Origin of the sequence: Nonomuraea sp. NPDC050394 (genome assembly GCF_044459065.1) — a bacterium.
Taxonomy (GTDB): Bacteria; Actinomycetota; Actinomycetes; order Streptosporangiales; family Streptosporangiaceae; genus Nonomuraea.
Window position 1 is genome coordinate 246,285 of record NZ_JBITIO010000012.1, and the last position, 26,603, is coordinate 272,887.

A 26,603-nucleotide genomic window follows, 5' to 3' on the forward strand; every position below is an offset into this window, starting at 1 on the left:
GCGCGCTGAGCGTTCAGGCGTCGCCGCGGCTGAGGCGGCGCCGGCCCAGGCCGAGCGCGAGCGCGGCGTAGGCGGCCAGCACCGCCAGCCCGGCCCAGCCCGGCAGCGGGAAGTAGCCCTCCTGCGGCAGCCCGCTGCTCGGCACGTGCGGGTAGGCGGGAACGCTCTGCTGGACGGCGAAGCCGGCCGCCGGGCTGACGCGCAGCAGCCACTGCCCCACCGGCGGCGGCAGCAGCGAGGTGGTGGCCAGCACGTACGGCAGGACGACGGCGGCGACGGCGAGGATGACGGCCGGGGCGGCCCGGCGCAGCCACGCGCCGAGCCCCACCGCCAGCACCGCCGTCAGCGCCACCTGCGCCGCCGTGCCGGCCAGCACCCCCGCCTCGGTGAGGGCGGAGACCGGCAAGACGCTGGTGCCGTTGGCGCGCAGCAGCGGCACGGCGACCAGCGCGCTCGCGGCCAGCGCCACCAGCGCGCCGGCGAAGGTCACCGTGCCGGCCACCACCGCCTTGGCCGCCAGCATCCGGCCGCGGCGCGGGCCGGCCAGCAGGCTGGCGGCGATGAGGCCGCGCCGGTACTCGGCGGTGACGAACACGGTGGCCACCACGATGACGGCGATGAGCGCCAGCACGACCCCGGTCAGCAGCTGCTGGAGCGTCGCGCCGCCGTGCGGGCCGATGGGGGCGATGTCGCCGCCGCCGCTCACCGTGTACACGCCCGCGGCCTCGCTCACGGCGCCGTGGTCGGAACGTGTCCACGCCCGGTCGGGCGAGGCGCCCTGAAGGGTGGGGTGGTCGAAGACGCCGGTCGCCGTCACCTGGCGGCCCCGGGCGATCACCCCGCCCAGATCGGCTGCCTCCACCGACAGCTCATCGGGAGAGGCGACGAACATCCCCGCCCGCACCCGCGGGCCGAGCGCCGCCGGCCGGACGGTGCCGAGCGTGCGCCACTGGCGGCCGTCGGCGGACTCGGCGGCGCTCACGTCCCGGCCGGTGCGGGTCAGGCGCAGCCACCGGGGTGCCGCGCCGGGGCTGCCGTCGAGGTCCTCGGTGAAGTCGTGCTGCAGGCGCACCCCGTGCCCGGCCGTCACCATTACCGCCGCGTATGACGCCCCCGGCCGCGTGCCGTCCTTGAGCATCAGGCCCGCCTTGGCCCATGGCGCCGACCCGCGCAGCGAGGCCACCCGGACGGTGATGCTGCCGTCGCCGCTCAGCTCCCGGTGGACGAAGGAGAACGTGTCCTGCACCGCCTGCCCGCCCGGCCCGATCGGCGGCACCGGGCAGGCCACCACGGTGTCGTTCATCCCGCAGCCGCTCGTGCTGCCCGCCGCCGTCGCCACCGCCAGCGCGAAGATGGCCAGCAGCCCGGCGGCCAGCCCCGCCGTCCAGGCGCGCACGGTGCGCAGCTTCGTCCATTCCGCCCGCACCATCCGGCCGAACGCCACCCTCACCGGGTCAGCTCCATGTAGGCCTCTTCCAGCGTGGCCCGATGGGCGGCGATCTCGGTGTAGGGCACGGCGGCGCCGTCCAGCACCCGCGCCACCCGCTCGCGCCCGCCAAGCCCATCGAGCCCATCGAGCCCGGAGACGGTGACAGCCTCCTGCCCGCTGACCGCCACCGTCGCGCCCGCCTCCGCCAGCACCGCCATGGCCGTCTCCCGCGCGGGCGTGCGCACGGTGTAACGTCCGTGCGAGGCGTCGGCGACGAGCTCGTCCACGCCCAGGTCGGCCACCACCCGCCCCCGCCCCGCCACGACCAGTTGCCCGGCCGTGTCCTGCACCCGGCTCATCAGGCGGCTCGCGACCAGCACCGCGCGCCCTTCGCCCGCCAGCTCCCGCAGCATCCCGCCCATCCACCCGGCCTCCTGCGGGTCCAGGCCGGTGAACGGCTCGTCCAGCACCAGGATCGGCGGATCGCCCAGCAGCGCCGCCGCCAGCCCGAGCCGCTGACGCGACCCCTGCGACAGGGTGCCGGCCCGCCGCCGGATCGCCGCCCCCAGCCCCACCAGCTCGGCCACCTCATCCACCCGCCGTCTCCCGGCACCCTGCGCATGGGCCAGCCACAGCAGGTGGTCGCGGGCCGTGCGGCCCGGGTGCAGCGCGTCCGCGTCCAGCAGCGCGCCGACGTGCCGCAACGGCTCCCCCAGGCTCCGGTACGGCCGGCCGCCCACCAGCGCCGTGCCCTCCTGCGCGACGTCCAGCCCGAGCACGACACGCAACGTCGTGGACTTGCCCGCGCCGCAGGGGCCGACGAAACCGGTGACGCGCCCCGGCCGGGCGGTGAAGGACATGCCGTCCAGCGCCGCTACCGCGCCGAAGCGTTTGCGCAACCCGTCGACCTCGATACTCGCCTCCATGTGCGGAAGCGTAGGCGGCCCGGCCCGCTGGGTCGTCCCGCGCACGAGCGATCTTCCCGGCCGGGGTGCCTCCCTCGCGGGAGGGATGCAGGGTACTTGGCGGGCAGGCCACAATGGCTAGCGTGAAACAGGGCGATGACCAGCGCCGACAGGGCGAGCTCGGGTGGCGGACACGGGAGCGGGCGCAGCTGGTGGCGGGCGTGGCGCTGGCGGTGCTGGCCGTGGGCGAGGCGCTGCTGCGGGTGCGCGGCCTGTCGGTGGACGGGTGGGGGTCGGTGAGCGACATCACCCCGGCCGGAACCCGCCCGCCCTCCGGCCCGGTCCCGGCCAGCCTGGGCCCAGGCGGTCAGGGACCGGGAGGTTGGGGCTCGGGAGGTTGGGGCTCGGGGGGTTGGGGCTCGGGCGGCGCGGGGCCGTGGTTGTCGGGGCTGGTGCTGCCGCTGCTCGCGCTGGCCACCACTGCGCCGCTCGTGCTGCTGCGCGGCCAGCGGGTGGCGTGCGCGGCACTGGTGAGCGCCTCGGTGGTGCTGTCGCTGCTGGCCTTCCAGACGCTGACCGCCGCCGGGGTCGCGGCGCTGCTGCTGGCCTGTTACCTGGCCGGACGGACCGGGCCCCCGGTGGCGGCCGTGGCGGTGGCGGCGCCGTACCCGGTGATGGAGCTCATCGGCACGGCCGGGACGGCCACCGCCACGCACACGCTCGTGCTGGCCTGCCTGGCGCCCGCGACGGCGCTGGCCGCCATCGCCCGCCGCGCCCGCGCCGAGGCGCGCGAGCACACCGAGGCCCGGCAGGTCATCGCCGACTCGCTGCTGGAGCACACCGCGCGCGGCGAACGCGCCCGCATCGCCCGCGAACTGCACGACGTGGTCGCCCACCACATCTCCATGGTCGCCGTGCAGGCCGAGACCGCCCGCGTCAGCGTCGCCGGAATGCCGCCCGCCGGGGCGCAGCGGCTGTCGGCCATCGGCGACACCGCCCGCGCGGCGCTCACCGAGATGCGGCGGCTGCTCGGGGTGCTGCGCGAGGACGCCGGAGCGGGCGCCGCGGCCCGCCGCCCACAGCCGGGGCTCGGCCTGGGCGAACTCAACGACCTGCTGGACGAGGCCCGCCAGGCCTCCGGCACCGGCATGCGGCTCATCCTGCGGGGCACACCGGCCGCGCTGGATCCGGGGGTGGAGCTGGCGGCGTACCGGATCATTCAGGAGGCCCTCACCAACGCCCGCCGCCACGCGCCCGGCGCCGCCGTCGACGTGCGCCTGGACTACGGCGGCCAGGGCCTGCGCGTGAGCGTGCGCGACAACGGCCCGGGCCCCTCCGGCGGCGACGCCCGCGGCCCTTCCGGCCGCGACGGCCCGGCGGGCGGCGACGGCCACGGGCTGGCGGGCATGCGTGAGCGTGCCGCCGCCGTCGGCGGACGCCTCAGCACCGGAGCCGCCCACGGCGGCGGCTTCCTCATCGAAGCCCACCTGCCGGGAAAGGAGAGGCCATGAGCCAGATCCGCATCGTGGTCGCCGACGACCATCCGGTCGTGCGCACCGGCTACGCGGAGATGCTCGGCACCCAGCCCGGCTTCACCGTCGTCGCCACCGCCGCCGACGGCGCCGAGGCGGTGCGGCTCTGCCGCGAGCACGCGCCGGACGTGGTCCTCATGGACGTGCGCATGCCCGGCATGGACGGCATCGAGGCCACCCGCCGTCTGGCCGCCGCCGGTGCGGGGCCGCGGGTGCTGATCCTGACGACGTTCGACCTCGACGAGTACGTCTACGACGCGCTGCGGGCCGGAGCCAGCGGCTTCCTGCTGAAAGACGTCACCGCCGAGCGCCTGTTCGAGGCGGTACGCGTCATCGCGGCCGGTGACGCCCTGCTGGCCCCGGCGGTCACCCGGCGCCTGATCAGCGAGTTCGCCCAGCTGCGTCCCCAGCAGGACTCCTCGGCGGCGGCCTCGCTGCGCGCGCTGACGCCCCGCGAGACCGAGGTGCTGCGCCTGCTGGCCGAAGGCCTGTCCAACCCGGAGATCGCGCTCCGCCTGACGGTCACCGAGGAAACGATCAAAACCCACGTCAGCCGCATCCTGACCAAGCTCGGCCTGCGCGACCGCACCCAGGCCGTGGTCACCGCCTACGAGAGCGGCCTGGTCATCCCCGGCTCCCGCCCCGGCTAGCCGTTCTCGCGGCCGGCTCTAGAACGTGAACCCGCCCGGCCGGCCGTTGCGGTCGGCGATCAGCCCGGCCAGGGTGGCCACGGCGATCTCCGGCGGGCTCTGGGAGCCGATGTTCAGGCCGATCGGCCGGTGCACGCGGGCGATCTGGGCGTCGTCCACGCCGAGGTCACGCAGCGCCCGTACGTGCGGGCCGGTGTGGCGGGGGCTGCCCATGATGCCGATCCAGCGGGCCGGTGTCGCCAGCAGGTCGCGCAGGAGGGGGCCGATCTCCTCGCGGTGGTGGTCGGTGAGCACGACGTCGGTGCCGGCGTCGAGGTAGGGGCCGGGTTCGCGTTCGGCCGGGTGGCCGGGCAGGGCGCGGGCGGGGTCGGGCTCCAGCAGGACCGTGTGGAAGCCGAGCTCGGCGCCGTAGCGGAGCAGGCATTCGGCCACCGGCGAGGCGAAGACCGCCACCAGGGTGCGCGCCTGCCGATCGGCGGGGGCGTGGCCGTGGGCGGCCTCGCACGCCGGGTCGTGGTCGTGACCGTGCGTCATGACGGCAGTCTGCGGGGTGCGGGCGTGTCATGACAAGCGGCAGGTGACCTCCTGGGCCATCGCGTTCTGGGGCTGTTCGGCGGTGGCGTCGCGGCCGGGGTACTTCCACTGGCACACCGTCGTGGGGGAGATCTTGGCGTTCGAGCCGCCCATGCACCACAGGTTGGCCCAGCCGCCGCCGGCCATGCTGGCGCCCTGGGTCTTGCAGTAGGCGTGGGCGTCGTCGAGGGTGATGGGCGCCTGTGAGGGCGCGGGCGGGTCGCTCGCGGGCGGGGTGGTCTTGGTGGGTTTGGCCGTGGGCTTCTGCGTGGGTTTGCGGGTGGGCGCGGCGCCGGTGGGCTCGACGGGCTCCTGCGTGCGGGGCGCCTTGCGGGTGGCGCTCGGGGTAGCGCGGTGCGGGGAAGCGCCGGGTGTGGGTACGGCCTTGGCCGACTGCGAGCGTTTCGTGGCCCCGGGCGCCGGGGTGCCGTGGTCGGCCGGGGTGGCGCCCACGGGCGTGGAGGGTCCCGGCGTGGAGGGTGCCGGCGTGGGGGATCCGGCGGCCGGGACGGAGGCCTTCGCGGCGGCCGGGGTGGTCAGGGCGGCGTGGTTGCCGGAGGCGCCGGGCGCCAGCACGAAGTAGCCGGTGACCGCGGCGGCCAGCAGGACGGCGCCCGCCGTACCGAGGACAAGGCCGCGGCGCGCCCTCCCGCGCGCGGGCGGGAGGGTCACCGGCGTCGTGGGTGAACCCGCGGCGGCGGGAAGGCCGGGAACGTCCGGGGCGGCGAAGCCGGTGGCGGCGCTGCGGCGGACCGGGACGGTGTCCCACGCGGGCGGCGGCAGCGCCCGCAGGCGCTCGATCACCTGGGCCGCGGTGGGCCGCCGCTCGGGGTCCTTGGCCAGGCACTCCCCCAGCAGCAGGCGCAGCGGGCCGTCCAGCTCGCCGAGGTCGGGCTCGCCCTGCAGGATGAGGTGCAGGATGCCCGGGATGGAGTCGCCGACGAAGGCCCGCTGGCCGGTGGCGGCGTAGACCATGGTCGCGCCCCAGGCGAAGATGTCGGCGGCCGGGCCGATGTCGCCGCCGGCGATCTGCTCGGGCGCCATGTAGGCGGGGCTGCCGATGGGCTGGCTGCTGACCAGCGACTGGCTGAGGTCCAGGGCGCGGGCGATGCCGAAGTCGATGACGACGGGCCCGTCGGGTCCCAGCAGCACGTTGCCGGGTTTGAAGTCGCGGTGGACGACGCCGGCCTCGTGGATGGCGGCCAGCGCGGTCGCGGTGTTGACGGCCAGGCGTTGCAGCGCGGCGGCGCCGCGGGCGCCGTTGTCGCGCACGGAGGTCTGCAGCGACGGCCCCTGCACGTACTCGCTGACGATGTACGGCCGCGCCCCCACGAACCCGGAGTCCAGCACGTGCGCGGTGCAGAAGGGCGCCACCCGCTTGGCGGTCTCCACCTCGCGCAGGAAGCGCTGCTGTTCGCGCAGGTCGGCGATCAGGTGCGGATGCAGGAGCTTGATCGCGACCGGTGCGTCTTCGCCGGTGCGCCCGATGTAGACGGTGCCCTGCCCGCCCGCACCCAGCCGCCCTTCCAGGCGGTAGGGCCCCACCGCCCGGGGGTCCTCGTCCAACAGGGCCAACACCTCGGGCACCGAGCCTCCAGCCAGTAACGTGGGCCAAGATCGTACCAAAGCAGGAGCGATGCCAGTTAAGGGACGAGTCAGAGGCTTTAAGCAACCCAGGTTGCTCAAGGCGGCTTAGTCAACTACAGTTGCTCCCATGTCCGCTGAAGAGATCCCTGCTCCCTCCGACCCCGCCGACGGCCTGGCCGCGGTGGCGGCCCTGCGGCGGCTGGCCGACCAGCTGGAGGACTCCGCCGTCGAGCAGGCGATGCGGGCGGGCTGGAGCTGGCCACAGGTCGCCGAGGCACTCGGAGTGACCCGCCAGGCAGTCCACAAGAAGCACGCCAAGCGGCTCATCGCCGCGGGCGTCCAGCTGAGGAGGCGCTGAGCCGTGACCCCCTTCGACCACTACTTCCACACGATCATGACCCAGGGAGAATACGAAGCCCACCGGGACCACTCGGCCACCGTCGAGGCCCATCACCTGCTGCTGGCCATCGCCGGCCACGAGGGCACCACCGCCCACCGGCTCCTGGCCGAGGTGGGCCTGGACCGCGGCGGCGTGCGCGCGGCGCTGGATCGCGAGTTCGAGCACAGCCTCAACGCCGTCGGCATCTCCGCCGCCGCCTACCACCTGCCCCCGGCCGGCGGGGCGCCCAAGTCCCCCGGCATGGGCGCCTCGGCCAAGCTCGCGCTCGAGCGCGCCTTCACCACCGTCCGCAAGAAGGACCTCGACTCCGCCCACCTGCTCGCGGGCATCCTGCGGGCGCAGGTCGGCACCGTGCCGCGCGCCCTGGCCCTGTCGGGCGTCGACCGCGAGGCCCTGCTGGAGCGCGCCCAGGCCACCTGACCCGGGCCACCCGGCTCCCCCTCCCGTTTCGCCGCATCACGCGGAACGGTCCTGCCGTCATGGGTTAGTAAGCACTCACTCACCTCACAGGAAGAATTCCGCCATGCCCTCCGGCACACCCGTGCTGGACGTCGACGGCCTGCGCATGCGCTACGGCAGCACCGACGTCCTGCACGATGTCACCTTCCAGGCCCGCCACGGCGAGGTCCTGGCCCTGCTCGGCCCCAACGGCGCCGGCAAGACCACCACCATCGAAATCCTCGAAGGCTTCCGCAGCCGCTCGGCCGGCCGCGTCCAGGTCCTCGGCGCCGACCCCGCCGACGGCGGCGAACGCTGGCGCGCCCGCGTCGGCGTGGTCCTGCAGTCCTGGCGCGACCACGGCAAATGGCGCGTACGCGAACTGCTGGCCCACCTCGCCACCCACTACACCGCCTACACCCGGCCCTGGGACCCCGACGAGCTCATCGCGGCGGTCGGCCTCACCCCGCACGCCGGCAAGAAGATCAAAACGCTCTCCGGCGGCCAGCGCCGCAGGCTCGATGTCGCCATCGGCATCGTCGGCCGGCCCGAGCTGCTGTTCCTGGACGAGCCCACCGCGGCCTTCGACCCCGCCGCCCGCCACGACTTCCACGAACTCGTCCGCGGCCTGGCCGGCGACCAGCACACCACGATCCTGCTCACCACCCACGACCTGGCCGAGGCCGAGAAGCTCGCCGACCGCATCGTCATCCTGGACGGCGGCCGCGTCATCGCCGACGGCAGCGCCGCCGAACTGGCCCGCGGCATCGCCGGCCACGACGAGGTCCGCTGGGTGCACGAAGGCCGCCGCCACACGCACAGGAGCGCCGACTCCACCGCCTTCGCGCGCGAGCTGTTCGCCCGCCACGGCGCCGCCGTACAGGAACTGGAGGTGCACCGCGCCTCCCTGGAACAGACCTACCTCGCGCTGGTACGCCACGCGGAACAGGAGAGCCGATGAACGCCGTGGTCCTGCGCGCCGGGTGGCGGCGCGGCGTGATCGAGCTGCGCCAGTCCTTCACCAACGGGCCCGACCTGTTCAGCCACCTGCTGTGGCCGGTGCTGATGCTCGTCGTCATGTACTTCCTGCGCGAGAGCTCCTTCGGCTCCTCCGGCCTGCTGCTGGGCACCCTCGCCCTGCCGAGCGTCCTGGGCATGAACGCCGCGCTCGGCCTGGTCAGCCTCAGCCAGCAGCTCACCTACGAACGCGAGGACGGCACGCTGCTGCGCGCCAAGGCCACCCCGCACGGCATCCAGAGCTACCTGGTGGGCAAGGTCGTCTCGGTCTCCGGCGGCCTGCTGGCCGACCTGGCGATCTTCCTCGTGCCCGGCCTGCTGATCGTCAAGGGCCTGGACCCCGGCGCGGCCTCCTGGCCGGCGCTGCTGGGGGTACTGGCGCTGGGCATGGTGGCCACGCTGCCGATCGGCGCGGTGCTGGGCTCGGTGTTCCCCAGCGCCCGCGGTCAGGGACTGCTGCAGCTGCCGATCCTCGGCATGGTCGCGATCTCCGGCATCTTCTACCCGATCACCACGCTGCCGGAGTGGGTGCAGTGGATCGCCCAGGCCTTCCCCTTCTACTGGCTGGGCCTGGGGATGCGTTCGGCGCTGCTGCCGGACACGGCGGTCATGGTCGAGATCGGCCAGTCCTGGCGGCATCTGGAGACGGCCGGCGTACTGGCCGCCTGGGCGGTGCTCGGCCTGCTGCTGGCTCCGGTGGTGCTGCGCAGGATGGCGCGCGGGGAGTCCGGCTCCAGCGTGGCCGAGCGCCGCGACAAGGCCCTGCAGCGCGCGATGTGACCTGCGAGCGAGCGATGTGACCTACAGCGAGCGCAGGCCGCGCATCGCCAGCTCGGCCGCCCCGTCGCCGGCCTTCAGCCGCTCCTGTTCGGAGTGGCCGAGCTCGTGGCTGACCAGCGAGGCGGCCTGCAGCGCGCCCATGAGGGCGCCTATCGCGGCCGCCGCGGTGACCTGGTCGATCTCCTCGGGGAAGGTCTCGGCGAACGCGGCCGCGATCTTGCGCTGCAGGTCGAGCAGCACCATCAGCGCCCTGGCCTGCACCGAGGGCACGGTCATGACGAGCGTGCGGTAGAGCGCGGCCCACTCCGGCTCGTCGCTGAGCGGGCCGTGGTCGAGGAACCGGGCCACGACCTCTTCGTAGGTGCGCAGCAGCAGGTCGGAAATGGCCTCGTCGGGGCGGCGGCCGGCCAGCACCTCCAGCGTCACCTCGTAGTAGTCGCCCGCGGCGAAGAAGACCACGTCCTCCTTGCTCGGGTAGTGGTTGAAGAACGTCTTGGTGGCCACGTCGGCCGCGGCGGCGATCTGGGCGACCGTGGTCTGCTCGAATCCCCGCTCGGCGAACAGCCGGAAGGCCGCCTCGGCGATGAGCTCCCTGGTCTGCCGCTTCTTGCGCGCGCGGCGCGTCTCCTCCATACGCGAACCTTACACCATCAGCATATTTACATTGGTTGTAACTTTACTTCGAGTGGTGTTACCTGGAGGCATGATGCCTCTGCAACCCCCGGCCGAGCGCCCCTTCGACCCGCCCGACGAACTGGCCCGGCTGCGCGCCGAGTGCCCCGTCAGCCCGATGACCTACCCCGACGGGCACGAGGGCTGGCTGGTCACCAGCCACCAGCTGGTCCGCGCCGTCCTGGCCGACCGGCGCTTCAGCCACCGCGCCGACCTCGTGCACACCCCCATGCCCGGCGCGGGCGCCCGCGCCCCCCTGCAGCCGGCCCCGCCCGGCGCGTTCCTGGCCATGGACCCGCCCGAGCACACCCGCTACCGTCACCTGCTCACCGGCGAGTTCACGGTACGGCGCATGCGGCAGCTGACCGGCAGCATCGAAGCCGTCGTGGCCGATCACCTGGACGCCATGCTGGCCAAGGGCCCGCCCGCCGACCTCGTCGCCGACTTCGCCCAGCCGATCCCCGGCGTGGTGATCTGCGAACTGCTCGGCGTGCCCGACGACGCACGCGAGCGCTTCCGCCACCACATGCCCATCTTCGGCAGCACCCGCGCCAGCCAGGAGGACAAGGCCGCCGCCTTCGCCGCCGCCACCGGCTCCATCGCCGAACTGATCGCCGCCAAACGCGCCCACCCCACCGACGACCTGCTCAGCGGCCTGGTCACCGGCGGCGAACTCAACGACGAAGAACTCGTCACCATCGCCTTCCTGCTCATGGGCGGCGGCTTCGACACCACCGCCAACATGCTCGCCCTGGGCGCCTGGACGCTGATGCGCAACCCCGGCAGCATCGAGAAGCTACGGCGCGAGCCCGGCCCCGCGGTGGAGGAACTGCTGCGCTACCTCAGCATCATCCCCGCCACCGCGCGGGCCGCGCTGGAGGACGTCGAACTCGGTGGCCGGCTCATCCGCGAAGGGCAGACGGTCACCGTCTCCATCCCGGCCGCCAACCGCGACCCCGCGCACTTCCCCGACCCCGACCGCCTCGACCTGGACCGCTCGACCGCCGGGCACCTCGCCTTCGGGCACGGCATCCACCAGTGCCTCGGCCAGCAGCTGGCCCGGGTGGAGATGACCGCCGGGCTGCCGGCGCTGTTCGCCCGCCTGCCCGGGTTGCGGCCGGCCGTACCGGATGAGGAGGTGCCGCTGCGCACGGACATGATGATCTACGGCCTGCACGCGCTGCCGGTCACCTGGGAGGCGGTTTAGCCGATGCGTGTCGTCGCCGGCCGGCAGCGGTGCGTCGGGGCGGGGACACCCCCGTGATCGCGGCCGACCTCCTGTCCCGGCCCGGTTCCCGCCGGAAAAGAGTTCACGGACTGAGGTGGGGCGTGGTCGTCGCCAGCGCGGCGAACCCCAGCCTGGCCAGGATGGGCCGGCTGGTCGGCGCCGCGTCGACCTGCAGGTAGCGGTAACCGCGCGCGGCCGCCAGCCGGGCGCGGTAGGCCACCAGCGCCCGGTACAGGCCCCGCCCGCGCCAGCCCTCGACCGTGCCGCCGCTCCACAGGCTGGCGAAGTCGGTGCCCGGATGCAGCTGCATGCGCGCCGCGCTGACCGGCCGCCCCTCCGCCATCGCCACCACCGCCTCGACCTCCTGCGGCCGCTCGGCCAGCTGGGTCAGCAGCTGGTGACGCACCCGTGAGGAATCCCCGCCGAAAGCCTGCTCGTGCACGGCGGCCATCAGCTCCACCCCGGCCGCGTCACGCACCGGCCGCAGCTCCACCCCGCCCGGCACCTGCTCGCTCAGGCTCAGCTCGCCGATGCGGCCCACCATGAGCGTCTCCGCCTCATCGGCCACGAACCCCGCCGCGGCCAGCCGCCGCGCCAGGTCTGCCGGGCGGTCGTGGCTGTAGAGCTTCCATTCGAAGGTACGGCCCAGCCCGCCGTAGAAGGCGAGCTGCTCGGCGATGACGGCATCGGCCCCGGCCGCGTCCAGGTCGGACCACAGGATGCCGTTCCAGTCCTCGGGCCCGCCCACCTGGCGTACCACCGAGCCGGTCCACTCCACCCGGACGCCCGGGGCGTCGGGCCGCGCCTGCCGGCGCATCTGCAGGTCGAAAAGCGGCAACATCACGCGCCCCACCCTAATGCCCGATTCGGCCGAGATCGCGACGGCGGCGGTCTCCCCCGCCGGTTGAAGGTTGGCCGCCTGCCGGCCCTGCTGGAGGCGGGCCAGGGTTCCGGGGGGCGTTCAACGAAACGCTGGAAGACATGGATCTCGCACATCGGCGGACACTGGCGGCCGTCAGCGCCGCCCAGCTCCTCGTCGTCCTGGACGGCACCATCGTCAACATCGCCCTGCCCACCGCCCAGCAGGCGCTGGGCCTGACCGACGCCAACCGGCAGTGGGCGATCACCGCCTACGCGCTGGCCTTCGGCGGGCTGCTGCTCATCGGCGGCAGGGTCAGCGGCGCGCTCGGGCACCGGCGCGCCTTCGTCATCGGCCTGGCCGGGTTCGCCGCCGCCTCGGCGCTGGGCGGGGCGGCTACCGGCCCCGCCACGCTGTTCGCGGCGCGGGCGCTGCAAGGGGTCTTCGCCGCCCTGCTCGCGCCCGCCGGGCTGTCGCTGCTGACGACCACGTTCACCGAGCCGCGCGAGCGGGGGCGGGCCTTCGGTGCCTTCGCCGCGGTCGGCGCCGCCGGGTCGGCGATCGGCCTGGTGGCCGGCGGGCTGCTGACGGAGTACACGAGCTGGCGCTGGTGCCTGTACATCAACGTGCCGATCGCGCTGCTGGCCGCCGCGGCCATGACCGGGACCGGCCGCGAGAGGCGCCCCGCGGCGCGGGGACGGCTGGACGTGCCGGGCGGGCTGCTGAGCGTGGCGGGGTTCGCCGCCCTGGTCTACGCCTTCAACGAGGCCGAACCGCTCGGCTGGGGCGCGCCGAAGGTGCTCGGGCTGCTGGCGGGCGGGGTCGTGCTGCTGGCGGCGTTCGTCGTGGTGGAGAGGCGGGCGCCCGAGCCGCTGCTGCCGATGCGGGTGCTGCTGGACCGCGCGCGGGCCGGGGCGTTCGTGGCGATCACCCTGATGTTCGTGGCCATGTTCGGCTTCTACCTGTTCATGAGCTACTACACCCAGGCCACGCTCGGCTATACGCCCGTCCAGGCCGGGCTGGCGCTGATCGTCAACGCGGTCGCGGCCCTGGCCGGAGCCTCCCTCATCGCCGGACGGCTGCACGGGCGGGTGCCGCCCGGGGTGCTGATCGTGGCGGGTCTGCTGGCGGCCGCGGCCGGGATGTTCGTGCTGACCCGGCTGGAGGCGGGCTCCACGGGCGTGCTCGCCGGGTACCTGCTGCCCGCGCTCGTGCTCACCGGGCTCGGGCTCGGCTGCGTGCTGCCCCCGACCGCCGCGCTGGCCACGGCGGGGCTGCGCGGGCACGACGTCGGCGCCGCCTCGGCCGCCTACAACGCCGCCCAGCAAGTGGGCGCGGCGCTCGGGGTCGCGCTGCTCAACACCGTGGCCGCCGCGCACGCCGCGGCGGTGCCCGGGTACGTGGCCGCGCTGGGGCTGGCGCTGGCGATCTTGCTGGTGGCCGCCCTGCTCACGGCGCTGCTGCTGCGCCCGCGCCGGGCGCCGAGCCGTCCGGCCCCTGACCTGTCCGGCCCCTGACCCGGACGGCTCGGCTCTGCGGCGCTAGAGCGCGGGCGCGTACCGGCTGGCCGGGCGGGGCAGGCCGTAGTGCTCGCGCAGCGTGGCGCCGCCGTACTCGCTCCTGAACAGCCCGCGCGAGCGCAGCAGGGGCAGGACGTGGTCGGCGAAGACCTCGAAACCGCCGTTGAGGTAGGGCGGCATGACAGGTGCCCTGTCTCAACGGGCCTCGCCCCTCACGCCGAGCGCGCGCAGCAGCTCGGACCTGATCTCGCTGCGGCTCCTGGCGCCGTCCAGGCGCTGCTCGGCGGCGATCCGGCCGTGCGTGAGCACCAGGATCCGGTCGGCCAGGGCGATGGCCTCGTCCACGTCGTGGGTCACCAGCAGGACGGCCGGGCGGTGCTGCTCGTACAGGCGGCGCAGCAGCGCGTGCATCTTCAGCCGGGTCAGCGCGTCCAGCGCGCCGAACGGCTCGTCGGCCAGCAGCAGGCGTGGCTCGCGCACCAGCGAGCGGGCCAGCGCGACCCGCTGCTGCTCGCCGCCGGACAGCTCGCTGGGCCAGGCGCGCTCGCGCCCGCCGAGCCCGACCTCCTCCAGGCCGGCGCGGCCCTTGGCCTCGGCCCCGTCCAGGCCCAGGACCACGTTGTCCAGCACCCGCTGCCAGGGCAGCAGCCGGGCGTCCTGGAAGACGACCGAGACCTGCCCGGGCACCTCCACGCGGCCGCTGCCGGCCACGTCGTGGTCGAGCCCGGCCAGGGCGCGCAGCAGCGTGCTCTTGCCCGAACCGCTGCGGCCGAGCAGCGCCACGAACTGCCCCGCGGGGATCTCCAGGTCGAGGGCGTCCAGGATGACGCGCTCGCCGTAGGAGCGGGTCATCCCCTCGACGCGTACGGCTGCCGCCGTCAGCCGGCCAGTGTCCGCCGCCATGACAGCGCCCTCCTTTCCACCAGGCGCACGGCGGCGTCGGAGAACAGGCCGAGCAGCCCGTACAGGACGATGCCGACGAGGATCACGTCGGTCTGGCCGTAGGTGCGGGCCAGGTCCATCATGTAGCCGATGCCGCTGGTGGAGTTGATCAGTTCGGCGACCACGAGGAACAGCCAGGCGGTGGTGACGGCGAAGCGCATGCCGAGCAGGAAGCCGGGCAGCGCGCCGGGCAGCACGACCTTGCGGATGAACGCCGCCCGGCCGAGCTCCACGGGCTCGGCCAGTTCGACGTAGCGCGCGTCGATGCCGCGCAGCCCGTTGTGGGTGTGGATGTAGATGGGCACGACGACGCCGAGCGCGATGACGGTGATCTTCATGCCTTCGCCGATGCCGAGCCACAGGATGAGCAGCGGCATCAGGGCCAGCGCCGGCACGGCGCGTTTGATCTGGACGGGCCCGTCGATGAGGGCCTCGCCCCAGCGGCTCAGGCCGGAGACGAGGGCGAGCAGGGTGCCGGCGGGGATGCCGAAGGCCAGGCCGAGCCCGACCCGCCGGAGGGAGGACAGGAGGTGGTCCTGCAGCCGGCCGCCGGCGATGAGCTCGCCGGTGGTGGTCACGACGGTCCAGGGGGCCGACAGGAAACGGGGGTCGAGCACGCCGGTGGCCGAGCCTGCCGCCCAGGCGGCCACCAGCAGGAGCGGGCCGTACAGGAAGCCGAGGCGCAGGGGGCGGCCGGGGCGCAGGCTGCGGCGGGCGCGGGCCCGGACGAGGGTGCCGGGCGGGGTGGCGAGGAGCATCAGGCACCGTCCCTGACGGTCTGGAAGCGCAGGTCGTAGAGGTCGGCGGCCTTCAGGGGCCGGTTGCCGGTCTCGGCGGCGAGGATGTCGATGGTCTCCTGGTGGCGGGCGACGGCCTGGCTCCAGTCGGTGGGCAGGTCGGGTTCGCCGGCCAGGTCGACCAGGTACCGGCCGTCATCCGGGGTGAGTCCCTGGTCCTTGACGTAGTAGCCCTCGATCCATTCCTTGGGGTGCTCGTGGACCCAGCGGGAGGCGCGGACCCAGGCCGCGACGTACTCGCGCAGCGCCGCCGCCTTGCCCGGGTCCCGCAGGGTTTCGGCGCGCACATACAGGTGGCTGGGGTCATCGCGCAGCCCGTGGCGGATGGTGGTGGCGCCGTCCTTGCCGAACGTGGCCGTGTAGCGCTTGATGTTGACGCCGCCGATGGGCGCGACGTCGACCTGCCTGGCGGCCAGGGCGTTGGGGTAGACGTCGCCGGTGCTGGGCAGTTCGACGAGGGTGACGTCCTGCTTGGTGAGGCCGGCCTTCTTCAGCACCTTGAGCACCAGCGCGCCCTGTGCCTGGCCGGGGCTGTAGGCGATCTTCTTGCCGCGCAGGTCCGCCAGGGTCTTGACGTGCGCGCCGGGGGCGATGCCGAGCTCGTAGGTGGGATGGGCGAGCGGATCCTTCCTGAACCGCGAGGCGATGATCTTCACGGGGAGCCCGGTCCAGGTGGCGTGGATGGCCGGGATCTCGGCGACCGCCCCCACGTCGAGGGCGCCGGCGCGGAAGGCCTCGGAGGTCTGCGGGCCGCCGCTGAGGTTGGCCCACTCGATCGGGAAGGAGAACGTGCCGATCTCGCCGGACAGCTCCAGCGCGATCTTGGTCGGCGGGTCGCCGACGATCAGCTTGGTCCCCCGGGGCACGGTGGTGGGCAGCGGCGCGTCGGGGGCCAGGGCCTGCTGGGTGCTGCCGTCCGCCTGGCCGCAGGCGGCCAGGAGCACGGACAGGAGGAGTACGGCCGGCAGAGGGCGGGGATGTGCGGGCATGCGGAATCGTCCTTCGACGGAAAAGAGCAGACAGACGGGTTACGGCATGCGGCGGATCGGGTCCGGCGCCAGGACCGGCGACACTGTGTGCTGGCGACGCGGCAGTAGTCGATGTGCGCGCGACGGGTCAGGCCTGGACTCACGATCTTCACGATAGGCGGGCCCGCTCCTAATGGCAATATTTCCTACCTGATTTCTAGGAAATATACGCTGACCTCCATGAAGATCAGGACAGGTACGTCACAGGACGTGGCGGCGGTACTCGGGATGTTCGACAGCGCGGTGGCCTGGCTGGTGGCGCACGGCCGCGCCGGCCAGTGGGGCAGCGAGCCGTTCAGCGCCAACCCCCAGCGCCACGCGCAGGTGCGCGGATGGGCCGAGGGTGAGGGCATGCGGATCGCGGAGGTGGAGGGTGAGCCGGCCGGGTGCGTGGTGGTCGGCGCGGCCAACCCGTATGTGGATCCGGCTCCCGAGCCGGAGCTGTACGTGCAGGCTTTGGTGATCGACCGGCGCTTCTCCGGTCATGGGGTGGGCGGCTCGCTGCTGGACCTGTCGCTGCGTGAGGCCCGCGAGCGGCAGGTGAAGCTGTTGCGCGTGGACTGCTACGCCGGTGACGACGGCCGGTTGATCGCCTACTACGAGCGCTGGGGCTTCACCCGGGAGAAGCCGTTCAGCGTCGGCGCGTGGCCGGGCATGATCTTGCGCCGCGAGGTCGCCTGAGGCTCACTCGCACCCTTCGAACTGCGGCACCGAGGTGGCAAGCCGCAGGCCCGTCGAACCGAAGCGCGCCCGCAGGAGCGTGGCCGCCGCGCCGCTCTGGTACATGGCGGTCAGGGCCCGGTTGACCTCCTCGCACCCTGCCACGTCACCGCGCGCCAGCGCGATGCCGTAGCGCTCCTCGGTGAAGGGCGCGTTCACGATGGTGAACGCGCCCCTGTCGGCGGCGGCGAACCCCGCGAGGATCAGATCCCCGGTGGAGACGGCGTCCACCCGGCCCGCGCGCAGCAGCTCCACGCACGCGCTGTAGGTGGCCGCCGGGACGAGGTCGGCCATCACCCGGCGCCCCTCGACGATGCGCGAGGCGGAGATCGACCCCTTGGCCTGGCACAGCCTGCGCCCGCGCAGGTCACGCACCCCGCGGATGTCCGTGGTCCGCGCGCGCACGAGGATGTCCTGGTGGGAGACGTAGTACGGCCCGGCGAAGGTCACCTCGGCCTTGCGCTGCGGGCTGATGGAGAAGGTGGCGATCACCATGTCCACCTCGCCGGAGTTCAGCTTGTCCTCGCGCCCCTCCGACGTGGTCGGGACGAAGGTGACCTTCTTCCCCAGATGCGCCGCCACATAGGAGGCCACATCCACGTCGAACCCCTCGAACCTCCCGCCCGCGGTCTTGAACCCGAGGCCGGGCTGGTCCGGTTTCACCGCGACGACCAGCTCGTCCTTGTCCAGGATCGACGCAGGGCCGCCCGGCTGCGTGCCGCATCCGGCCACCGCCAGCGCCGCGGCGAGCAGGACGATCTTGCCTCTCATCTCACCGGAGCGTAGGCACCGGCCGTGAACGCCGCGTGAACGCCCGGTGGCGCCTACGGCACCGCTGCGGGTATGGCGGCGATCACGCCTTGCCGCGCAGGGCGCTGCCCTTCTTCCACTGCTTGAACGACATCTGCCAGAAGCCCCAGCCGTTGTTCCACTCCAGCTCGCGGTTGGTGCCGACGATGTCGACGACGTCACCGCGCTGCATGGTGTCGTGGAACCACCTGGCCTGGTCGGGCCGGGAGTTGATGCAGCCGTGGCTGACGTTGCGCACGCCCTGCGCCCAGACGTTGTTCTTGGCGTGGACGTACTCGCCGGAGTTGGAGATGCGCACCGCGTGGTTGATCATCACGTCGTAGTAGCCCGGGTCGCCCTTCTTGCGGCCGGGGGAGATCATGCGCACCGGATTGCCACGCTCCATCGTCAGATGGATGCCCGAGGTGGTCGTGTACTCCCGGGTGGTGGCCATGCCGGCGCTGATGCGCATGGTCTGCTTGCGCTTGCCGTCGACGTAGACGTACATCATCTTCTTGCGGGTGTCGATCTTGCTGATCTGCTTGGCGCCGATCCGCAGCGTGGTCTCGTGGTCCTTGCCGCCGTACAGGCCCTTGCCGCCCTTGATGCCCTCGATGTCGGCGTGGAACTTGATCTTCTGGTGCGCCGGCCAGTACTTGGCGGTGCGGTAGATCACGTAGGTGTCGTCGATCCAGCGCCAGGCGCCCTCGACGGGCTTTTCCGCCTCGACCTTCAGCGCGGCCTCGACGCTCGCCTTGTCCTTGATCGGCTGGTCGAAGCGGACCATGATCGGCGCCCCCACGCCGATCTTCTCGCCCTTGGCGTTGGGCGTGACGTCCACGACCTTGAACACCCGCTCCGGCTTCAGCGTCTTGAACGCGCTGGCGGCCTGCGTGACCCCCGACTTGGCGGTGACGTTGTAGTCGGTGGACGGCTTGAGCGGGCTCTGGGAGACCCAGCGCGTCTTGTCGGCGCTGAACTTGCCCTCGATCTGCTCGGTCCCGGCCTGCACCACGACCTCGTCCAGCACACCGCCGGCCGCCTCGACGACGACCTTCTTGTCCGGGCTGACCTTGGCGCTGCCCTGCTCAGGCGTGATCTTGATGACCGGCGCCTGCGGTGTCGTCGCCGCCTGACCGGGCTTGCCCTGCTGCCCCGGGCCGGCCGGAGCGCCGCCCGAACACGACGCCGTCAACGCGGCGGCCGCCAGCAGCGCCACGCCCGCCGCGGGTCTCCTCCAACCGGGCACAGTACTCACAACGGACCTCTCCCCCATTTACCTAAAACAACTCTCAAAACCTTAATGCTCCTGCATGTATGACGCAGATTCATTCGGGAGAGTTCGGTCACATTTCGATCACTCAGTGACGTCAAGCGCAGGTCAAGAACGGGTCAAGCCCGCTGGTACGACGTACCCTGGCCGGATGCTCTCCCCCGGACCGCAAAGGATTGGCAAACGGCTCGCCTGGCTCGACGCGCTGCGCGGGCTGGCGGCCGTCCTGGTGGTCTACGAACACGCCGTCGCCGGCCTCTCACCCTCCGTGCACGCCGCCAGCGGCGCCTGGTTCGCCGCCGGGTGGTGCGGCGTCATGGTGTTCTTCCTGGCCAGCGGCTACATCGTGCCCGCCTCGCTGGAACGCCGCGGCGAGGTGCGCGCGTTCTGGATCGGCCGCGTCTTCCGCCTCTACCCGCTGTGGGCGCTGTGCATGGCCGGCGCGCTGCTCCTCCTGCCCGTCACCGGCTCCCCGCTGGCCCACCTCAGCATGCTGCAGGACCTGCTCGGCACCCCGAGCGCGGTCAGCGTGCTCTGGACCCTCTCCTACGAGATGGCCTTCTACCTGCTGCTCACCGCCCTGTTCACGCTCGGCGCGCACCGGCGCAGCGCCGAGATCGCGCTGGGGCTGGCCGCCGTCGCGCTGGCCGGCGCGGCGTTGCTGCCCACCGGCGCCCTCACGGGCGCCGCCCTGCCCGCCCTGGCCGTGATCGCCGCGGGCCTGGCCGCCGTCCTGGGCGGCGATGGTCCGGTACGGCAGGCCGGCGCGGCCGTCCTCCTCGTGGCGGTCACCGCCCTGCTGGCCCTCAACGGCCGGTTGCCCGCCTGGCAGAGCCTCATCGTCGTGGCCACGATGTTCTCCGGCACCGCCCTGTACCGGGCCGAGCAAGGACAGATCACCTGGGCACGGGCGTGGATCGTGCTGGCCGTACCGGTGACCGGGGTGCTGCTGTCGCCGGGCACCAACCTCAAGACCGCCTTCGTGGCCGCCTGGGCGATCTTCCTCGCCGGGATGGCGCTGCGCGGGCGGGGCGTGCCGTACGTGCTGAGCTGGCTCGGACTGGTCAGCTACTCGGTCTACCTGCTGCACCCGCTGCTGCTGCGGGTGATGCCGGCGCTGTGGGCGGTGCCGGCCACGTTCGCGCTCAGCGCGCTCACCTGGCGCTGGGTGGAAGCGCCCGCCCAGCGTCTGGGCCGGCGTCTGGTGACAGCCGATGGGTGAGCCCGGTGTGGCGCCGCCCCGCGCCGCGGGTACGCACCGCCTGGGCCAGCGCCCGGCGTGAGCCCACGATGACCACGAGCTTCTTGGCCCGGGTGATGGCGGTGTAGAGCAGGTTGCGCTGCAGCATCATCCACGCGCTGGTCGCCAGCGGCACCACCACGCACGGGTACTCGCTGCCCTGCGAGCGGTGGATGGAGACCGCGTAGGCGTGGGCGAGCTCGTCCAGCTCGTCGAAGGAGTAGTCGACGCTCTCGTCCTCGTCGGTGAGCACGCTCAGCCGGTGCTCATCCGGAGAGATCGCCTCCACGATGCCGACCGTGCCGTTGAACACCCCCGCGGCGCCCTTGTCGTAGTTGTTGCGCAGCTGGGTGACCTTGTCGCCGACGCGGAAGACCCGGCCGCCGTAGCGGCGCTCGGGCAGGTCCTCGCGCGAGGGGGTCAGCGCCTCCTGCAGGACGATGTTGAGCGCGCCCGCGCCTGCGGCGCCCCGGTGCATGGGCGCCAGGACCTGTACGTCACGGCGCGGGTTGAGGCCGAACTTGCGGGGGATGCGCCGGGCCACCACGTCCACGGTGAGCTGGGCGATCTCCTCGGGCTCCTCGCAGGGGAACAGGAAGAAGTCCTTCATGCCCTCCAGGACCGGGTGCCGGCCGGAGTTGACCCGGTGGGCGTTGACGACCACGCCGGACTCGGCGGCCTGGCGGAAGATCTGCGTCAGCCGTACGCGCGGGATCTCCTCCGCGGCCAGCAGGTCCTTGAGCACCTCGCCCGCGCCGACCGAGGGAAGCTGGTCGACGTCGCCGACGAACAGCAGGTGCGCGCCCGGCGCGATCGCCTTGACGAGCTTGTTGGCCAGCAGCAGGTCCAGCATCGAGGCCTCGTCGACCACCACCAGGTCGGCGTCGAGCGGGTTGTCGCGGTCGAAGGTGGCCTCGCCGCCCGGACGCAGTTGCAGCAGCCGGTGCACGGTGGTGGCCTCGTGGCCGGTCAGCTCGGCCAGGCGCTTGGCGGCGCGGCCGGTCGGGGCGGCCAGGATGACGCGGGCGCGCTTGGCCCGCGCCAGCAGCACGATGGAGCGCACGGTGAAGCTCTTGCCGCAGCCCGGCCCGCCGGTCAGTACCGCGACCTTCTCCGTCAGCGCCAGCCGTACCGCCTGACGCTGCTCGGCGGCCAGCTCCGCGCCGGTCTGGCCGTGCAGCCACTGCTCGGCGCGTTCCCAGTCGACGTCGGCGAAGGCCTTGAGCCGGTCGTGGCCGCCCCGCAGCAGCGAGGTCAGGCCGCCGGCCAGGGACAGTTCGGCACGGTGGAAGGGCACCAGGTAGATCGCCGGGACGGTGTTGTCACCGGCCGGGATCTCCTCGCGCACGACCTCCTCGGCGGCCACCGACTCCTCCAGACAGGCGGCGACCAGTTCGGCGGGCACGTCGAGGATCTTGACGGCGTCGCCGACGAGGTTGGGGGCGGGCAGGTAGCAGTGCCCGTCGTCGGCGGCCTGGGACAGGGTGTAGCGCAGACCCGCTTTGACGCGTTCCGGGCTGTCGTGGGGGATGCCGACCGCCTGCGCGATGGTGTCGGCCGTCTTGAACCCGATGCCCCAGACATCATCCGCCAACCGATACGGCTGACTTCTCACCACTTCCACCGATTTATCGCCATATTGCTTGAAGATGCGGACGGCGATCGAGGTGGAGACCCCGACTCCCTGCAGGAAGATCATCACTTCCTTGATGACCTTCTGCTCCTCCCACGCGGCGCCGATCATCTTGGTCCGCTTGGGCCCGAGCCCCGGCACCTCGACCAGCCGTCCGGGCTCGTTCTCGATCACATCCAGCGTGCCGGTGCCGAAGTGCCCGACGATCCGCTCGGCCATCTTGGGCCCGATCCCCTTGATCAGCCCGGACCCCAGATACCGCTGGATCCCCTGGATCGTCGCCGGCAGGACCGTACTGTAGGACCAGACCTCGAACTGCTTGCCGTAGCGCGGATGCGACGTCCACCGCCCGGTCAGCCGCAGCGACTCCCCGACCTGCGCCCCCAGCAGCGGCCCCACCACGGTGAGCAGCTCACTGCCCGACCGCTCGGTCGCCACCCGCGCGATGGTGTAGCCCGTTTCCTCGTTGGCATAGGTCACCCGTTCCAGCACGGCTTCAAGGACGCTGCCGGGCGGACGATCAGGTGCCATGCGGGTATTCTGCCGCAGCCCCAGCCCTCCCCGGCGCGCAGCCGTACCCACTGCCCCATGATCAGCAGGAGGCCGGGCCACTCAGGCTCGCTCCGTACCGCCGCCCGTGCGCCGACTCTGGCCGCCGACACGAGTGCCCATCTCATCCACCGACGGCCCACGGGGGGACGAAGGCGTGCCGGGCTGCTGCTGTTCGGCGTGCGCGGGCTCAAGCCCGAAGCCTTGGTCAGCGCGACGACGTTGTTCGACCTGTTGAAGATCGCGTTCGCGGTGGTGGCCGGGGTGGGCGGGCTGGTGGCCGCCAGATGTGCATCGACGTGTTGTGCGCCTACCTGCGCATGCCGCCCGCACCCGAACCTGACTCCAACGCCGCGGACACCGCCGACGCCCGTACCGCGTGGCGGTCCATGGGCGAGGTACGCGCCACCATCCTGCGTCTGATCACTGTCCATCTGAAGGCCGATGCTCCGATCCCTTGGCACGGCGTCGATCTCGACTTCACCGGAATCGCCTTCGCCACCGACGTCGACTTCAGCTACACGGTGTTCCCCGCTGGCGCCGTCCGCTTTGACCGCGCGGGGTTTCCTGCTGGCAGCGTCCGTTCTGACAGCGCGGTGTTCTCAGGCGGGATGGTCTCGTTCTACGCTGCGGAGTTCTCCGGCGGGACGGTTTCGTTCGACGAGGCGGAATTCACCGGCGCTGAGGTAGATCTCTCCAGGGTCGTCTCGTGGTCTGTGCCTCCGGCAGGTCTCCCCGGCCAAGCCCCCGGCCTCAAACTGCCGCCTTCCGCTGGCCCGCCTCCTGACCCATCGACCTCTGCCCCCTGAGGTTTCCAACCCAGCAGGACAGCTTGTCGGCTGCTTGTTGGGAGCACCGACTTATTGCTGCTTTCTCAACCCGGCTTCGCGGGCAGCGAGATCACCTGCGTGCTGCGCGGTACGGACTGTACTCAGGCCAGGGCCCGTCGAACTCGATGTCCGTGGCGCCCTCTTGGGTTGGAGCGGGCGCTCAGAAGCCGAGGGCGGTCTGCTCGGCAGGCTGGCGACCCGCTCCAGCTCGGCCGCGGAGGCGGCCGAGCCGCGCGGCAACTTCCCAACGAGCGCGGGGAGCAGGAGCGCGGCCGCGACGGCGTCCCACAGGGCGCGGTGGGGGCTGCGCTTGGGTGCGAGGGCGTGCATCTGGTCGGTCAGGCCGTACTGCGTGATCAGCCTGCTGAGGCTCCAGCGCTCCGCTTGCGGGCGCAGGTGGTTGTACAGGCGGGCAGTGTCGATCAGCGCGACGACCTCCGGGTCGGGCAGGTCGCGGTGTAGGAGCCGCCAGTCCACCGCGAGGTTGTGGCCGACGAGGATGCGCTTGTGCACGCGGGTGGTGATGTTGTCGGCGACGTCTTCGAGGGGCGGCGCGGTCAGCAGGATGGTCCCGGTCAGGTCCGGCGAGATCCACGACCGGGGGGCGATCGTCCGGCCGGGGTTGATGGTCGTCTCCCACGCTTGGGCCATGTCCGGCTGGCCGCCGGTCAGCGGGACGACCGCGATCTCCAGGATCTTCTCGCGGTCGCGATCCTGGCCACCGATGCCCTCCAGATCGAGGGCGATCAGGTTGTCGGCGGTGGTCCACGGCGGGCTCATCGGGCTTCTCCTGTGAAGGTTCGGTCGAGCTGACGACCGGCCTGGCCGCCTGAAGGGGACGCGTTGGCGTGTGCTGGACGCCCGGCAAAGGATCCAAGGGGCGGGCCTGCTGCCGGTTGATGTCGCGGGGGCAGCGCTCCAGCCGCTGCCCCCGCGACATGCCGCCCCGGCTGGGCCTGGCCGGTCGGCCGCTGTCAGCCAGGTCAGCAGGCTGGCCGACAGCATCGGGAGGGGCTTACTGGCCGATGGTCGCCGACCATCGGCCACGCCGGAGGGTGATCACCCCGTCCGGGGTGATCGTCACCCGCGCGCCGTGAAAGGGGCAGCTCGCCGTGCCGGAGCCAGAAGTCGCGTACCTGGTCGAGGTAGTCCCACAGCCTTCGCGGGCCCGACTGGTGCACCGTGACCTTTCCGTCGTGATCCTCGGCGCGGGCCCACGAACCGTCCTCGTGGCTCATCACCGCGATACGGACGCCGTCGCGCTGCTCGTAGTGGTGTTCGATGCCGGGGGCGAGGATCGTGAGCATGGTGTTGACGTCCCACGCCTCGAGCACGTCCAGCACCGGGCCGCGTCAGCGGGAGCCCGGCGGGGTCGCGGCCGCCGCGAGGGCGTGCGCATGCCTCTTCCAGTCCATAGGGAAGTATGAGCTGGTGGTCACCGGGCGCCGCCATCTGGACGGAAGAGCAGGGACGGGATGAGCGGCAGGGTGAGCGCGTCGCCCTCGCAGAAGGTTTCGGCGGGCCCGCAGTCGTTGCCGTCTGAGCCCGGGTTGCAGCCGCGCGGCTGGTGGCGGGGCACCTGGGCGAGCAGGTTGCGCCAGGTCTCCCCCGCGAAGATCTCAGCCAGCGAGTTGATGCGGACGTTGCCGGCAGGGGCAGGAACCTGGACAGGACACACATGCGGACGTCACCGTGCCAGGCGCCCACAGGGCGTCGGTGACCCGGTAGAGGTTGGTGTACACCTGCAGCTTCAGGCCGGTGCCGACGACGTGGTCGGCCAGGGTCAGGAAGCCGGGGCGCATGGTCGGCTCGCCGCCGATTATCTGGATGGTCTCGATCCCGGCCGCCGGCGCGGACGTGATGACCTTGCGCCAGCGCTGGCTGGTCATGCTGCCGTGCCCGCTGGTGGGGGGAAGCGCCGGAGTAGCAGTGGGTGCATGCGAGCTGGCAGCGGTTGGTGAGTTCCAGTTCCAGGAACGTCACCGGGTTCAGCGCGGGCACGAGCGGACTGATGACTTGTTCAGTCACGGTGGTGCCCTTCCGTGAGGGGATCTTTCCCAGCGTGGTTCTGTTCGAGGTAGTGGCCGCGGCCGTAGATGGTCAGGTGCGCGAGCTGCTCGGCGAGCAGCGGAGGAACTGGCAGATCAGGGCCCGGAGCAGCGAGGCAGTGGGCATCCACCACGCTGGTGTCCAGGGTGATGGCGGTCAAGTCGTCGTCGGTGAGTGCCCGGGTGGCGAACAGGAGCACCACCTGATCCACGCGGCCGGGGCTGCCGGGGATCCAAGAGGTGAGCAGCAGATCGCGGGCAGGCAGGTCGAGGCCGATCTCTTCGTGGACGCCTCGTGCGGCGGCCTCGCGGGGCTCTCGCCCGGCCGGGGGTGGCCGCCGGGCTGCCGCCACTGGCTGCGGTTGCGTGCGTCGCGCACGATCAGCCAGCGGCCCAGCTGGTGCATCACGAGCAGGAGAGCGGTCGCTGAGAACAGCGACGCCTGATCTCCACGAGCGGTTTGCCGTCCCTACTCGCGCACCTGAGAGGCGGATGACTGGACCTGTGTCCTGGCCCTCTCCATCGAGGATGAGGGTGAGGGGAACGCCGAGGAGCCTGTAAGCCAGGGCGCGCAGGCCTTGATCGAGCTGCGGCGCAGGTTCAAGCGACCGCTGCGGCGGGACAGCAAGCTCAAGGGCGGGCACGCGAAAAGCTGGACCGATGTGAAGTACGACTGGGGCCTCACTGCTCAGCAGGCCGAGATCGACGAACTCGCCGACATGCTCGCCACCTGCTGACTCTGCGAACATGAAGAGAGCCCGTCCCCCGCGTCGAAGGGGTCGGGCTCTCGTCAGCCAGGCGTGCACTCACCGTACGCCTCACTCCGCCGGCGTCGCCAGAGCGGTCTTGGCCGCCTCCAGCACCGCCAGCGACGCTTGGGTCCGGTTCTCGCAGCCGGCCCACCACGGGTGCCGGCTGATCTCGCCCACGATGCGCGGTCTGTCGGACCGCGCCTCCACCAGGTCGGCCTGCCGCTCCGGCTCCGCGTTGGCCTTCAGCGCGAGGACGGCGACAGCGGACGGCAGACTGTCGGCGATCTCGTGACAGCGGGTGTCGGCAGTGAGGAAGTCCCGCTTCAATGCGAGCAGATCTTCGGGTATATGCAGGTCAGTCATGATCTCCCCCAGGTTGTGAGCCCCCTCTGGGTGGATCATACGACCGAAC

General features: G+C 72.5%; 30 protein-coding genes. 12 read left to right on the top strand and 18 right to left on the bottom strand.

The genetic code is table 11. The features are described 5' to 3' along the window. Positions 1-13: 13 nt before the first annotated feature. Both ACIBKY_RS38360 and ACIBKY_RS38365 read right to left on the bottom strand, forming a co-directional pair. Positions 14-1,450 carry a hypothetical protein gene (locus ACIBKY_RS38360; RefSeq protein ID WP_397104729.1) on the bottom strand — a complete coding sequence of 479 codons (1,437 nt, stop codon included), beginning with the start codon at positions 1,448-1,450 and terminating at the stop codon, positions 14-16. Further along, entirely contained in the window at positions 1,447-2,355 is a 909-nt protein-coding gene (locus ACIBKY_RS38365) for an ABC transporter ATP-binding protein (protein WP_397104731.1), read from the bottom strand. Before ACIBKY_RS38365 ends, ACIBKY_RS38360 begins: the two co-directional genes overlap by 4 nt. Before the next feature lie 122 nt (positions 2,356-2,477). Between ACIBKY_RS38365 and ACIBKY_RS38370 the strand changes: the two genes are divergently transcribed. Next, a complete protein-coding gene (locus ACIBKY_RS38370) occupies positions 2,478-3,845 on the top strand; it encodes a sensor histidine kinase (RefSeq protein ID WP_397104733.1) in 1,368 nt (455 codons plus the stop codon). Then, positions 3,842-4,516: a response regulator gene (locus tag ACIBKY_RS38375; protein ID WP_397104734.1), complete on the top strand. Its 675-nt coding sequence runs from the start codon at positions 3,842-3,844 to the stop codon at positions 4,514-4,516. Before ACIBKY_RS38370 ends, ACIBKY_RS38375 begins: the two co-directional genes overlap by 4 nt. Positions 4,517-4,534: 18 nt before the next feature. Here the strand turns inward: ACIBKY_RS38375 and ACIBKY_RS38380 are convergent, their stop codons facing one another. Both ACIBKY_RS38380 and ACIBKY_RS38385 read right to left on the bottom strand, forming a co-directional pair. After that, entirely contained in the window at positions 4,535-5,050 is a 516-nt protein-coding gene (locus ACIBKY_RS38380; RefSeq protein ID WP_397104735.1) for an XdhC family protein, read from the bottom strand. 27 nt (positions 5,051-5,077) lie between these two features. Next, positions 5,078-6,676 carry a serine/threonine protein kinase gene (locus tag ACIBKY_RS38385; RefSeq protein WP_397104737.1) on the bottom strand — a complete coding sequence of 533 codons (1,599 nt, stop codon included), beginning with the start codon at positions 6,674-6,676 and terminating at the stop codon, positions 5,078-5,080. Positions 6,677-6,803: 127 nt separating this feature from the next. On the opposite strand from ACIBKY_RS38385, the gene ACIBKY_RS38390 reads away from it, so the two are divergent. The 4 genes from ACIBKY_RS38390 (at position 6,804) to ACIBKY_RS38405 (ending at position 9,311) form a co-directional block, all read left to right on the top strand. After that, the gene (locus ACIBKY_RS38390; protein ID WP_379622907.1) at positions 6,804-7,034 is read left to right on the top strand and encodes a hypothetical protein; all 231 of its coding nucleotides are present in this window, start codon (positions 6,804-6,806) and stop codon (positions 7,032-7,034) included. Positions 7,035-7,037: 3 nt separating this feature from the next. Then, positions 7,038-7,496, top strand: a complete 459-nt coding sequence (locus tag ACIBKY_RS38395) for a Clp protease N-terminal domain-containing protein (protein WP_397104739.1) — start codon at positions 7,038-7,040, stop codon at positions 7,494-7,496. A 103-nt stretch (positions 7,497-7,599) separates the two neighbouring features. Then, positions 7,600-8,475 (top strand): ABC transporter ATP-binding protein, encoded by an 876-nt coding sequence (locus ACIBKY_RS38400; protein ID WP_397104740.1) that lies wholly within the window; start codon positions 7,600-7,602, stop codon positions 8,473-8,475. Then, complete coding sequence (locus tag ACIBKY_RS38405) at positions 8,472-9,311, top strand: ABC transporter permease (protein ID WP_397104742.1); 840 nt, start codon at positions 8,472-8,474, stop codon at positions 9,309-9,311. The genes ACIBKY_RS38400 and ACIBKY_RS38405 overlap by 4 nt, the downstream gene beginning before the upstream one ends. A 21-nt stretch (positions 9,312-9,332) precedes the next feature. Here the strand turns inward: ACIBKY_RS38405 and ACIBKY_RS38410 are convergent, their stop codons facing one another. Beyond that, positions 9,333-9,944 carry a TetR family transcriptional regulator gene (locus ACIBKY_RS38410; RefSeq protein ID WP_397104744.1) on the bottom strand — a complete coding sequence of 204 codons (612 nt, stop codon included), beginning with the start codon at positions 9,942-9,944 and terminating at the stop codon, positions 9,333-9,335. A gap of 70 nt (positions 9,945-10,014) precedes the next feature. On the opposite strand from ACIBKY_RS38410, the gene ACIBKY_RS38415 reads away from it, so the two are divergent. Beyond that, complete coding sequence (locus ACIBKY_RS38415) at positions 10,015-11,190, top strand: cytochrome P450 (RefSeq protein WP_397104746.1); 1,176 nt, start codon at positions 10,015-10,017, stop codon at positions 11,188-11,190. Between the two features lie 103 nt (positions 11,191-11,293). Here ACIBKY_RS38415 and ACIBKY_RS38420 read toward each other — a convergent pair whose 3' ends face one another. Further along, entirely contained in the window at positions 11,294-12,052 is a 759-nt protein-coding gene (locus ACIBKY_RS38420) for a GNAT family N-acetyltransferase (protein WP_397104924.1), read from the bottom strand. A 140-nt stretch (positions 12,053-12,192) separates the two neighbouring features. Between ACIBKY_RS38420 and ACIBKY_RS38425 the strand changes: the two genes are divergently transcribed. Beyond that, a complete protein-coding gene (locus ACIBKY_RS38425) occupies positions 12,193-13,587 on the top strand; it encodes an MFS transporter (protein ID WP_397104747.1) in 1,395 nt (464 codons plus the stop codon). Between the two features lie 24 nt (positions 13,588-13,611). Here the strand turns inward: ACIBKY_RS38425 and ACIBKY_RS38430 are convergent, their stop codons facing one another. Genes ACIBKY_RS38430 through ACIBKY_RS38445 form a run of 4 tightly spaced genes read right to left on the bottom strand, consistent with a single transcriptional unit; the run spans position 13,612 to position 16,318 of the window. Further along, on the bottom strand, positions 13,612-13,770 hold the full coding sequence (locus tag ACIBKY_RS38430) for a hypothetical protein (protein ID WP_397104749.1): 159 nt from the start codon (positions 13,768-13,770) through the stop codon (positions 13,612-13,614). Between the two features lie 15 nt (positions 13,771-13,785). Then, a complete protein-coding gene (locus ACIBKY_RS38435) occupies positions 13,786-14,493 on the bottom strand; it encodes an ABC transporter ATP-binding protein (RefSeq protein ID WP_397104751.1) in 708 nt (235 codons plus the stop codon). Further along, on the bottom strand, positions 14,469-15,290 hold the full coding sequence (locus tag ACIBKY_RS38440) for an ABC transporter permease (RefSeq protein WP_397104752.1): 822 nt from the start codon (positions 15,288-15,290) through the stop codon (positions 14,469-14,471). The genes ACIBKY_RS38435 and ACIBKY_RS38440 overlap by 25 nt, the downstream gene beginning before the upstream one ends. Then, the gene (locus ACIBKY_RS38445; RefSeq protein ID WP_397104754.1) at positions 15,290-16,318 is read right to left on the bottom strand and encodes an ABC transporter substrate-binding protein; all 1,029 of its coding nucleotides are present in this window, start codon (positions 16,316-16,318) and stop codon (positions 15,290-15,292) included. Before ACIBKY_RS38445 ends, ACIBKY_RS38440 begins: the two co-directional genes overlap by 1 nt. A gap of 219 nt (positions 16,319-16,537) precedes the next feature. Between ACIBKY_RS38445 and ACIBKY_RS38450 the strand changes: the two genes are divergently transcribed. Continuing rightward, positions 16,538-17,038, top strand: a complete 501-nt coding sequence (locus ACIBKY_RS38450) for a GNAT family N-acetyltransferase (protein ID WP_397104756.1) — start codon at positions 16,538-16,540, stop codon at positions 17,036-17,038. A 3-nt stretch (positions 17,039-17,041) separates the two neighbouring features. Here ACIBKY_RS38450 and ACIBKY_RS38455 read toward each other — a convergent pair whose 3' ends face one another. Together ACIBKY_RS38455 and ACIBKY_RS38460 are read right to left on the bottom strand one after the other, a co-directional pair. After that, positions 17,042-17,848, bottom strand: a complete 807-nt coding sequence (locus tag ACIBKY_RS38455) for a glutamate ABC transporter substrate-binding protein (protein WP_397104758.1) — start codon at positions 17,846-17,848, stop codon at positions 17,042-17,044. 82 nt (positions 17,849-17,930) lie between these two features. Further along, the gene (locus ACIBKY_RS38460; RefSeq protein ID WP_397104760.1) at positions 17,931-19,085 is read right to left on the bottom strand and encodes an Ig-like domain-containing protein; all 1,155 of its coding nucleotides are present in this window, start codon (positions 19,083-19,085) and stop codon (positions 17,931-17,933) included. Between the two features lie 205 nt (positions 19,086-19,290). On the opposite strand from ACIBKY_RS38460, the gene ACIBKY_RS38465 reads away from it, so the two are divergent. After that, complete coding sequence (locus ACIBKY_RS38465; RefSeq protein ID WP_397104762.1) at positions 19,291-20,361, top strand: acyltransferase family protein; 1,071 nt, start codon at positions 19,291-19,293, stop codon at positions 20,359-20,361. Here the strand turns inward: ACIBKY_RS38465 and ACIBKY_RS38470 are convergent. Further along, positions 20,294-22,543: an ATP-dependent RecD-like DNA helicase gene (locus ACIBKY_RS38470; protein WP_397104764.1), complete on the bottom strand. Its 2,250-nt coding sequence runs from the start codon at positions 22,541-22,543 to the stop codon at positions 20,294-20,296. The genes ACIBKY_RS38465 and ACIBKY_RS38470 overlap by 68 nt on opposite strands. Positions 22,544-22,848: 305 nt before the next feature. Between ACIBKY_RS38470 and ACIBKY_RS38475 the strand changes: the two genes are divergently transcribed. Beyond that, positions 22,849-23,370 (top strand): hypothetical protein, encoded by a 522-nt coding sequence (locus tag ACIBKY_RS38475; protein ID WP_397104766.1) that lies wholly within the window; start codon positions 22,849-22,851, stop codon positions 23,368-23,370. Between the two features lie 51 nt (positions 23,371-23,421). Here the strand turns inward: ACIBKY_RS38475 and ACIBKY_RS38480 are convergent, their stop codons facing one another. The 4 genes from ACIBKY_RS38480 to ACIBKY_RS38495 form a co-directional block, all read right to left on the bottom strand. Next, a complete protein-coding gene (locus ACIBKY_RS38480; RefSeq protein ID WP_397104768.1) occupies positions 23,422-24,171 on the bottom strand; it encodes an exonuclease domain-containing protein in 750 nt (249 codons plus the stop codon). Between the two features lie 203 nt (positions 24,172-24,374). Then, positions 24,375-24,734, bottom strand: coding sequence for a hypothetical protein (locus tag ACIBKY_RS38485; protein ID WP_397104770.1), 360 nt, complete (start codon positions 24,732-24,734; stop codon positions 24,375-24,377). A gap of 276 nt (positions 24,735-25,010) precedes the next feature. Next, positions 25,011-25,280 (bottom strand): hypothetical protein, encoded by a 270-nt coding sequence (locus ACIBKY_RS38490; RefSeq protein ID WP_397104772.1) that lies wholly within the window; start codon positions 25,278-25,280, stop codon positions 25,011-25,013. A 131-nt stretch (positions 25,281-25,411) separates the two neighbouring features. Then, the gene (locus ACIBKY_RS38495) at positions 25,412-25,651 is read right to left on the bottom strand and encodes a hypothetical protein (protein WP_397104774.1); all 240 of its coding nucleotides are present in this window, start codon (positions 25,649-25,651) and stop codon (positions 25,412-25,414) included. A gap of 366 nt (positions 25,652-26,017) precedes the next feature. On the opposite strand from ACIBKY_RS38495, the gene ACIBKY_RS38500 reads away from it, so the two are divergent. Next, complete coding sequence (locus tag ACIBKY_RS38500) at positions 26,018-26,176, top strand: hypothetical protein (RefSeq protein ID WP_397104776.1); 159 nt, start codon at positions 26,018-26,020, stop codon at positions 26,174-26,176. An 81-nt stretch (positions 26,177-26,257) separates the two neighbouring features. Here the strand turns inward: ACIBKY_RS38500 and ACIBKY_RS38505 are convergent, their stop codons facing one another. Then, positions 26,258-26,554: a hypothetical protein gene (locus ACIBKY_RS38505; protein ID WP_397104778.1), complete on the bottom strand. Its 297-nt coding sequence runs from the start codon at positions 26,552-26,554 to the stop codon at positions 26,258-26,260. Between the last annotated feature and the right edge of the window lie 49 nt (positions 26,555-26,603).

Coding starts and splice junctions, on each gene's coding strand:
- ACIBKY_RS38490 (WP_397104772.1), bottom strand. CDS start 25,280: ATGACCAGCCAGCGCTGGCGCAAGGTCATCACGTCCGCGCCGGCGGCC.
- ACIBKY_RS38450 (WP_397104756.1), top strand. CDS start 16,538: ATGAAGATCAGGACAGGTACGTCACAGGACGTGGCGGCGGTACTCGGG.
- ACIBKY_RS38400 (WP_397104740.1), top strand. CDS start 7,600: ATGCCCTCCGGCACACCCGTGCTGGACGTCGACGGCCTGCGCATGCGC.
- ACIBKY_RS38475 (WP_397104766.1), top strand. CDS start 22,849: ATGTGCATCGACGTGTTGTGCGCCTACCTGCGCATGCCGCCCGCACCC.
- ACIBKY_RS38380 (WP_397104735.1), bottom strand. CDS start 5,050: ATGACGCACGGTCACGACCACGACCCGGCGTGCGAGGCCGCCCACGGC.
- ACIBKY_RS38405 (WP_397104742.1), top strand. CDS start 8,472: ATGAACGCCGTGGTCCTGCGCGCCGGGTGGCGGCGCGGCGTGATCGAG.
- ACIBKY_RS38465 (WP_397104762.1), top strand. CDS start 19,291: ATGCTCTCCCCCGGACCGCAAAGGATTGGCAAACGGCTCGCCTGGCTC.
- ACIBKY_RS38375 (WP_397104734.1), top strand. CDS start 3,842: ATGAGCCAGATCCGCATCGTGGTCGCCGACGACCATCCGGTCGTGCGC.
- ACIBKY_RS38425 (WP_397104747.1), top strand. CDS start 12,193: ATGGATCTCGCACATCGGCGGACACTGGCGGCCGTCAGCGCCGCCCAG.
- ACIBKY_RS38420 (WP_397104924.1), bottom strand. CDS start 12,052: ATGTTGCCGCTTTTCGACCTGCAGATGCGCCGGCAGGCGCGGCCCGAC.
- ACIBKY_RS38390 (WP_379622907.1), top strand. CDS start 6,804: ATGTCCGCTGAAGAGATCCCTGCTCCCTCCGACCCCGCCGACGGCCTG.
- ACIBKY_RS38435 (WP_397104751.1), bottom strand. CDS start 14,493: ATGGCGGCGGACACTGGCCGGCTGACGGCGGCAGCCGTACGCGTCGAG.
- ACIBKY_RS38365 (WP_397104731.1), bottom strand. CDS start 2,355: ATGGAGGCGAGTATCGAGGTCGACGGGTTGCGCAAACGCTTCGGCGCG.
- ACIBKY_RS38440 (WP_397104752.1), bottom strand. CDS start 15,290: ATGCTCCTCGCCACCCCGCCCGGCACCCTCGTCCGGGCCCGCGCCCGC.
- ACIBKY_RS38505 (WP_397104778.1), bottom strand. CDS start 26,554: ATGACTGACCTGCATATACCCGAAGATCTGCTCGCATTGAAGCGGGAC.
- ACIBKY_RS38455 (WP_397104758.1), bottom strand. CDS start 17,848: ATGAGAGGCAAGATCGTCCTGCTCGCCGCGGCGCTGGCGGTGGCCGGA.
- ACIBKY_RS38415 (WP_397104746.1), top strand. CDS start 10,015: ATGATGCCTCTGCAACCCCCGGCCGAGCGCCCCTTCGACCCGCCCGAC.
- ACIBKY_RS38410 (WP_397104744.1), bottom strand. CDS start 9,944: ATGGAGGAGACGCGCCGCGCGCGCAAGAAGCGGCAGACCAGGGAGCTC.
- ACIBKY_RS38445 (WP_397104754.1), bottom strand. CDS start 16,318: ATGCCCGCACATCCCCGCCCTCTGCCGGCCGTACTCCTCCTGTCCGTG.
- ACIBKY_RS38470 (WP_397104764.1), bottom strand. CDS start 22,543: ATGGCACCTGATCGTCCGCCCGGCAGCGTCCTTGAAGCCGTGCTGGAA.
- ACIBKY_RS38480 (WP_397104768.1), bottom strand. CDS start 24,171: ATGAGCCCGCCGTGGACCACCGCCGACAACCTGATCGCCCTCGATCTG.
- ACIBKY_RS38430 (WP_397104749.1), bottom strand. CDS start 13,770: ATGCCGCCCTACCTCAACGGCGGTTTCGAGGTCTTCGCCGACCACGTC.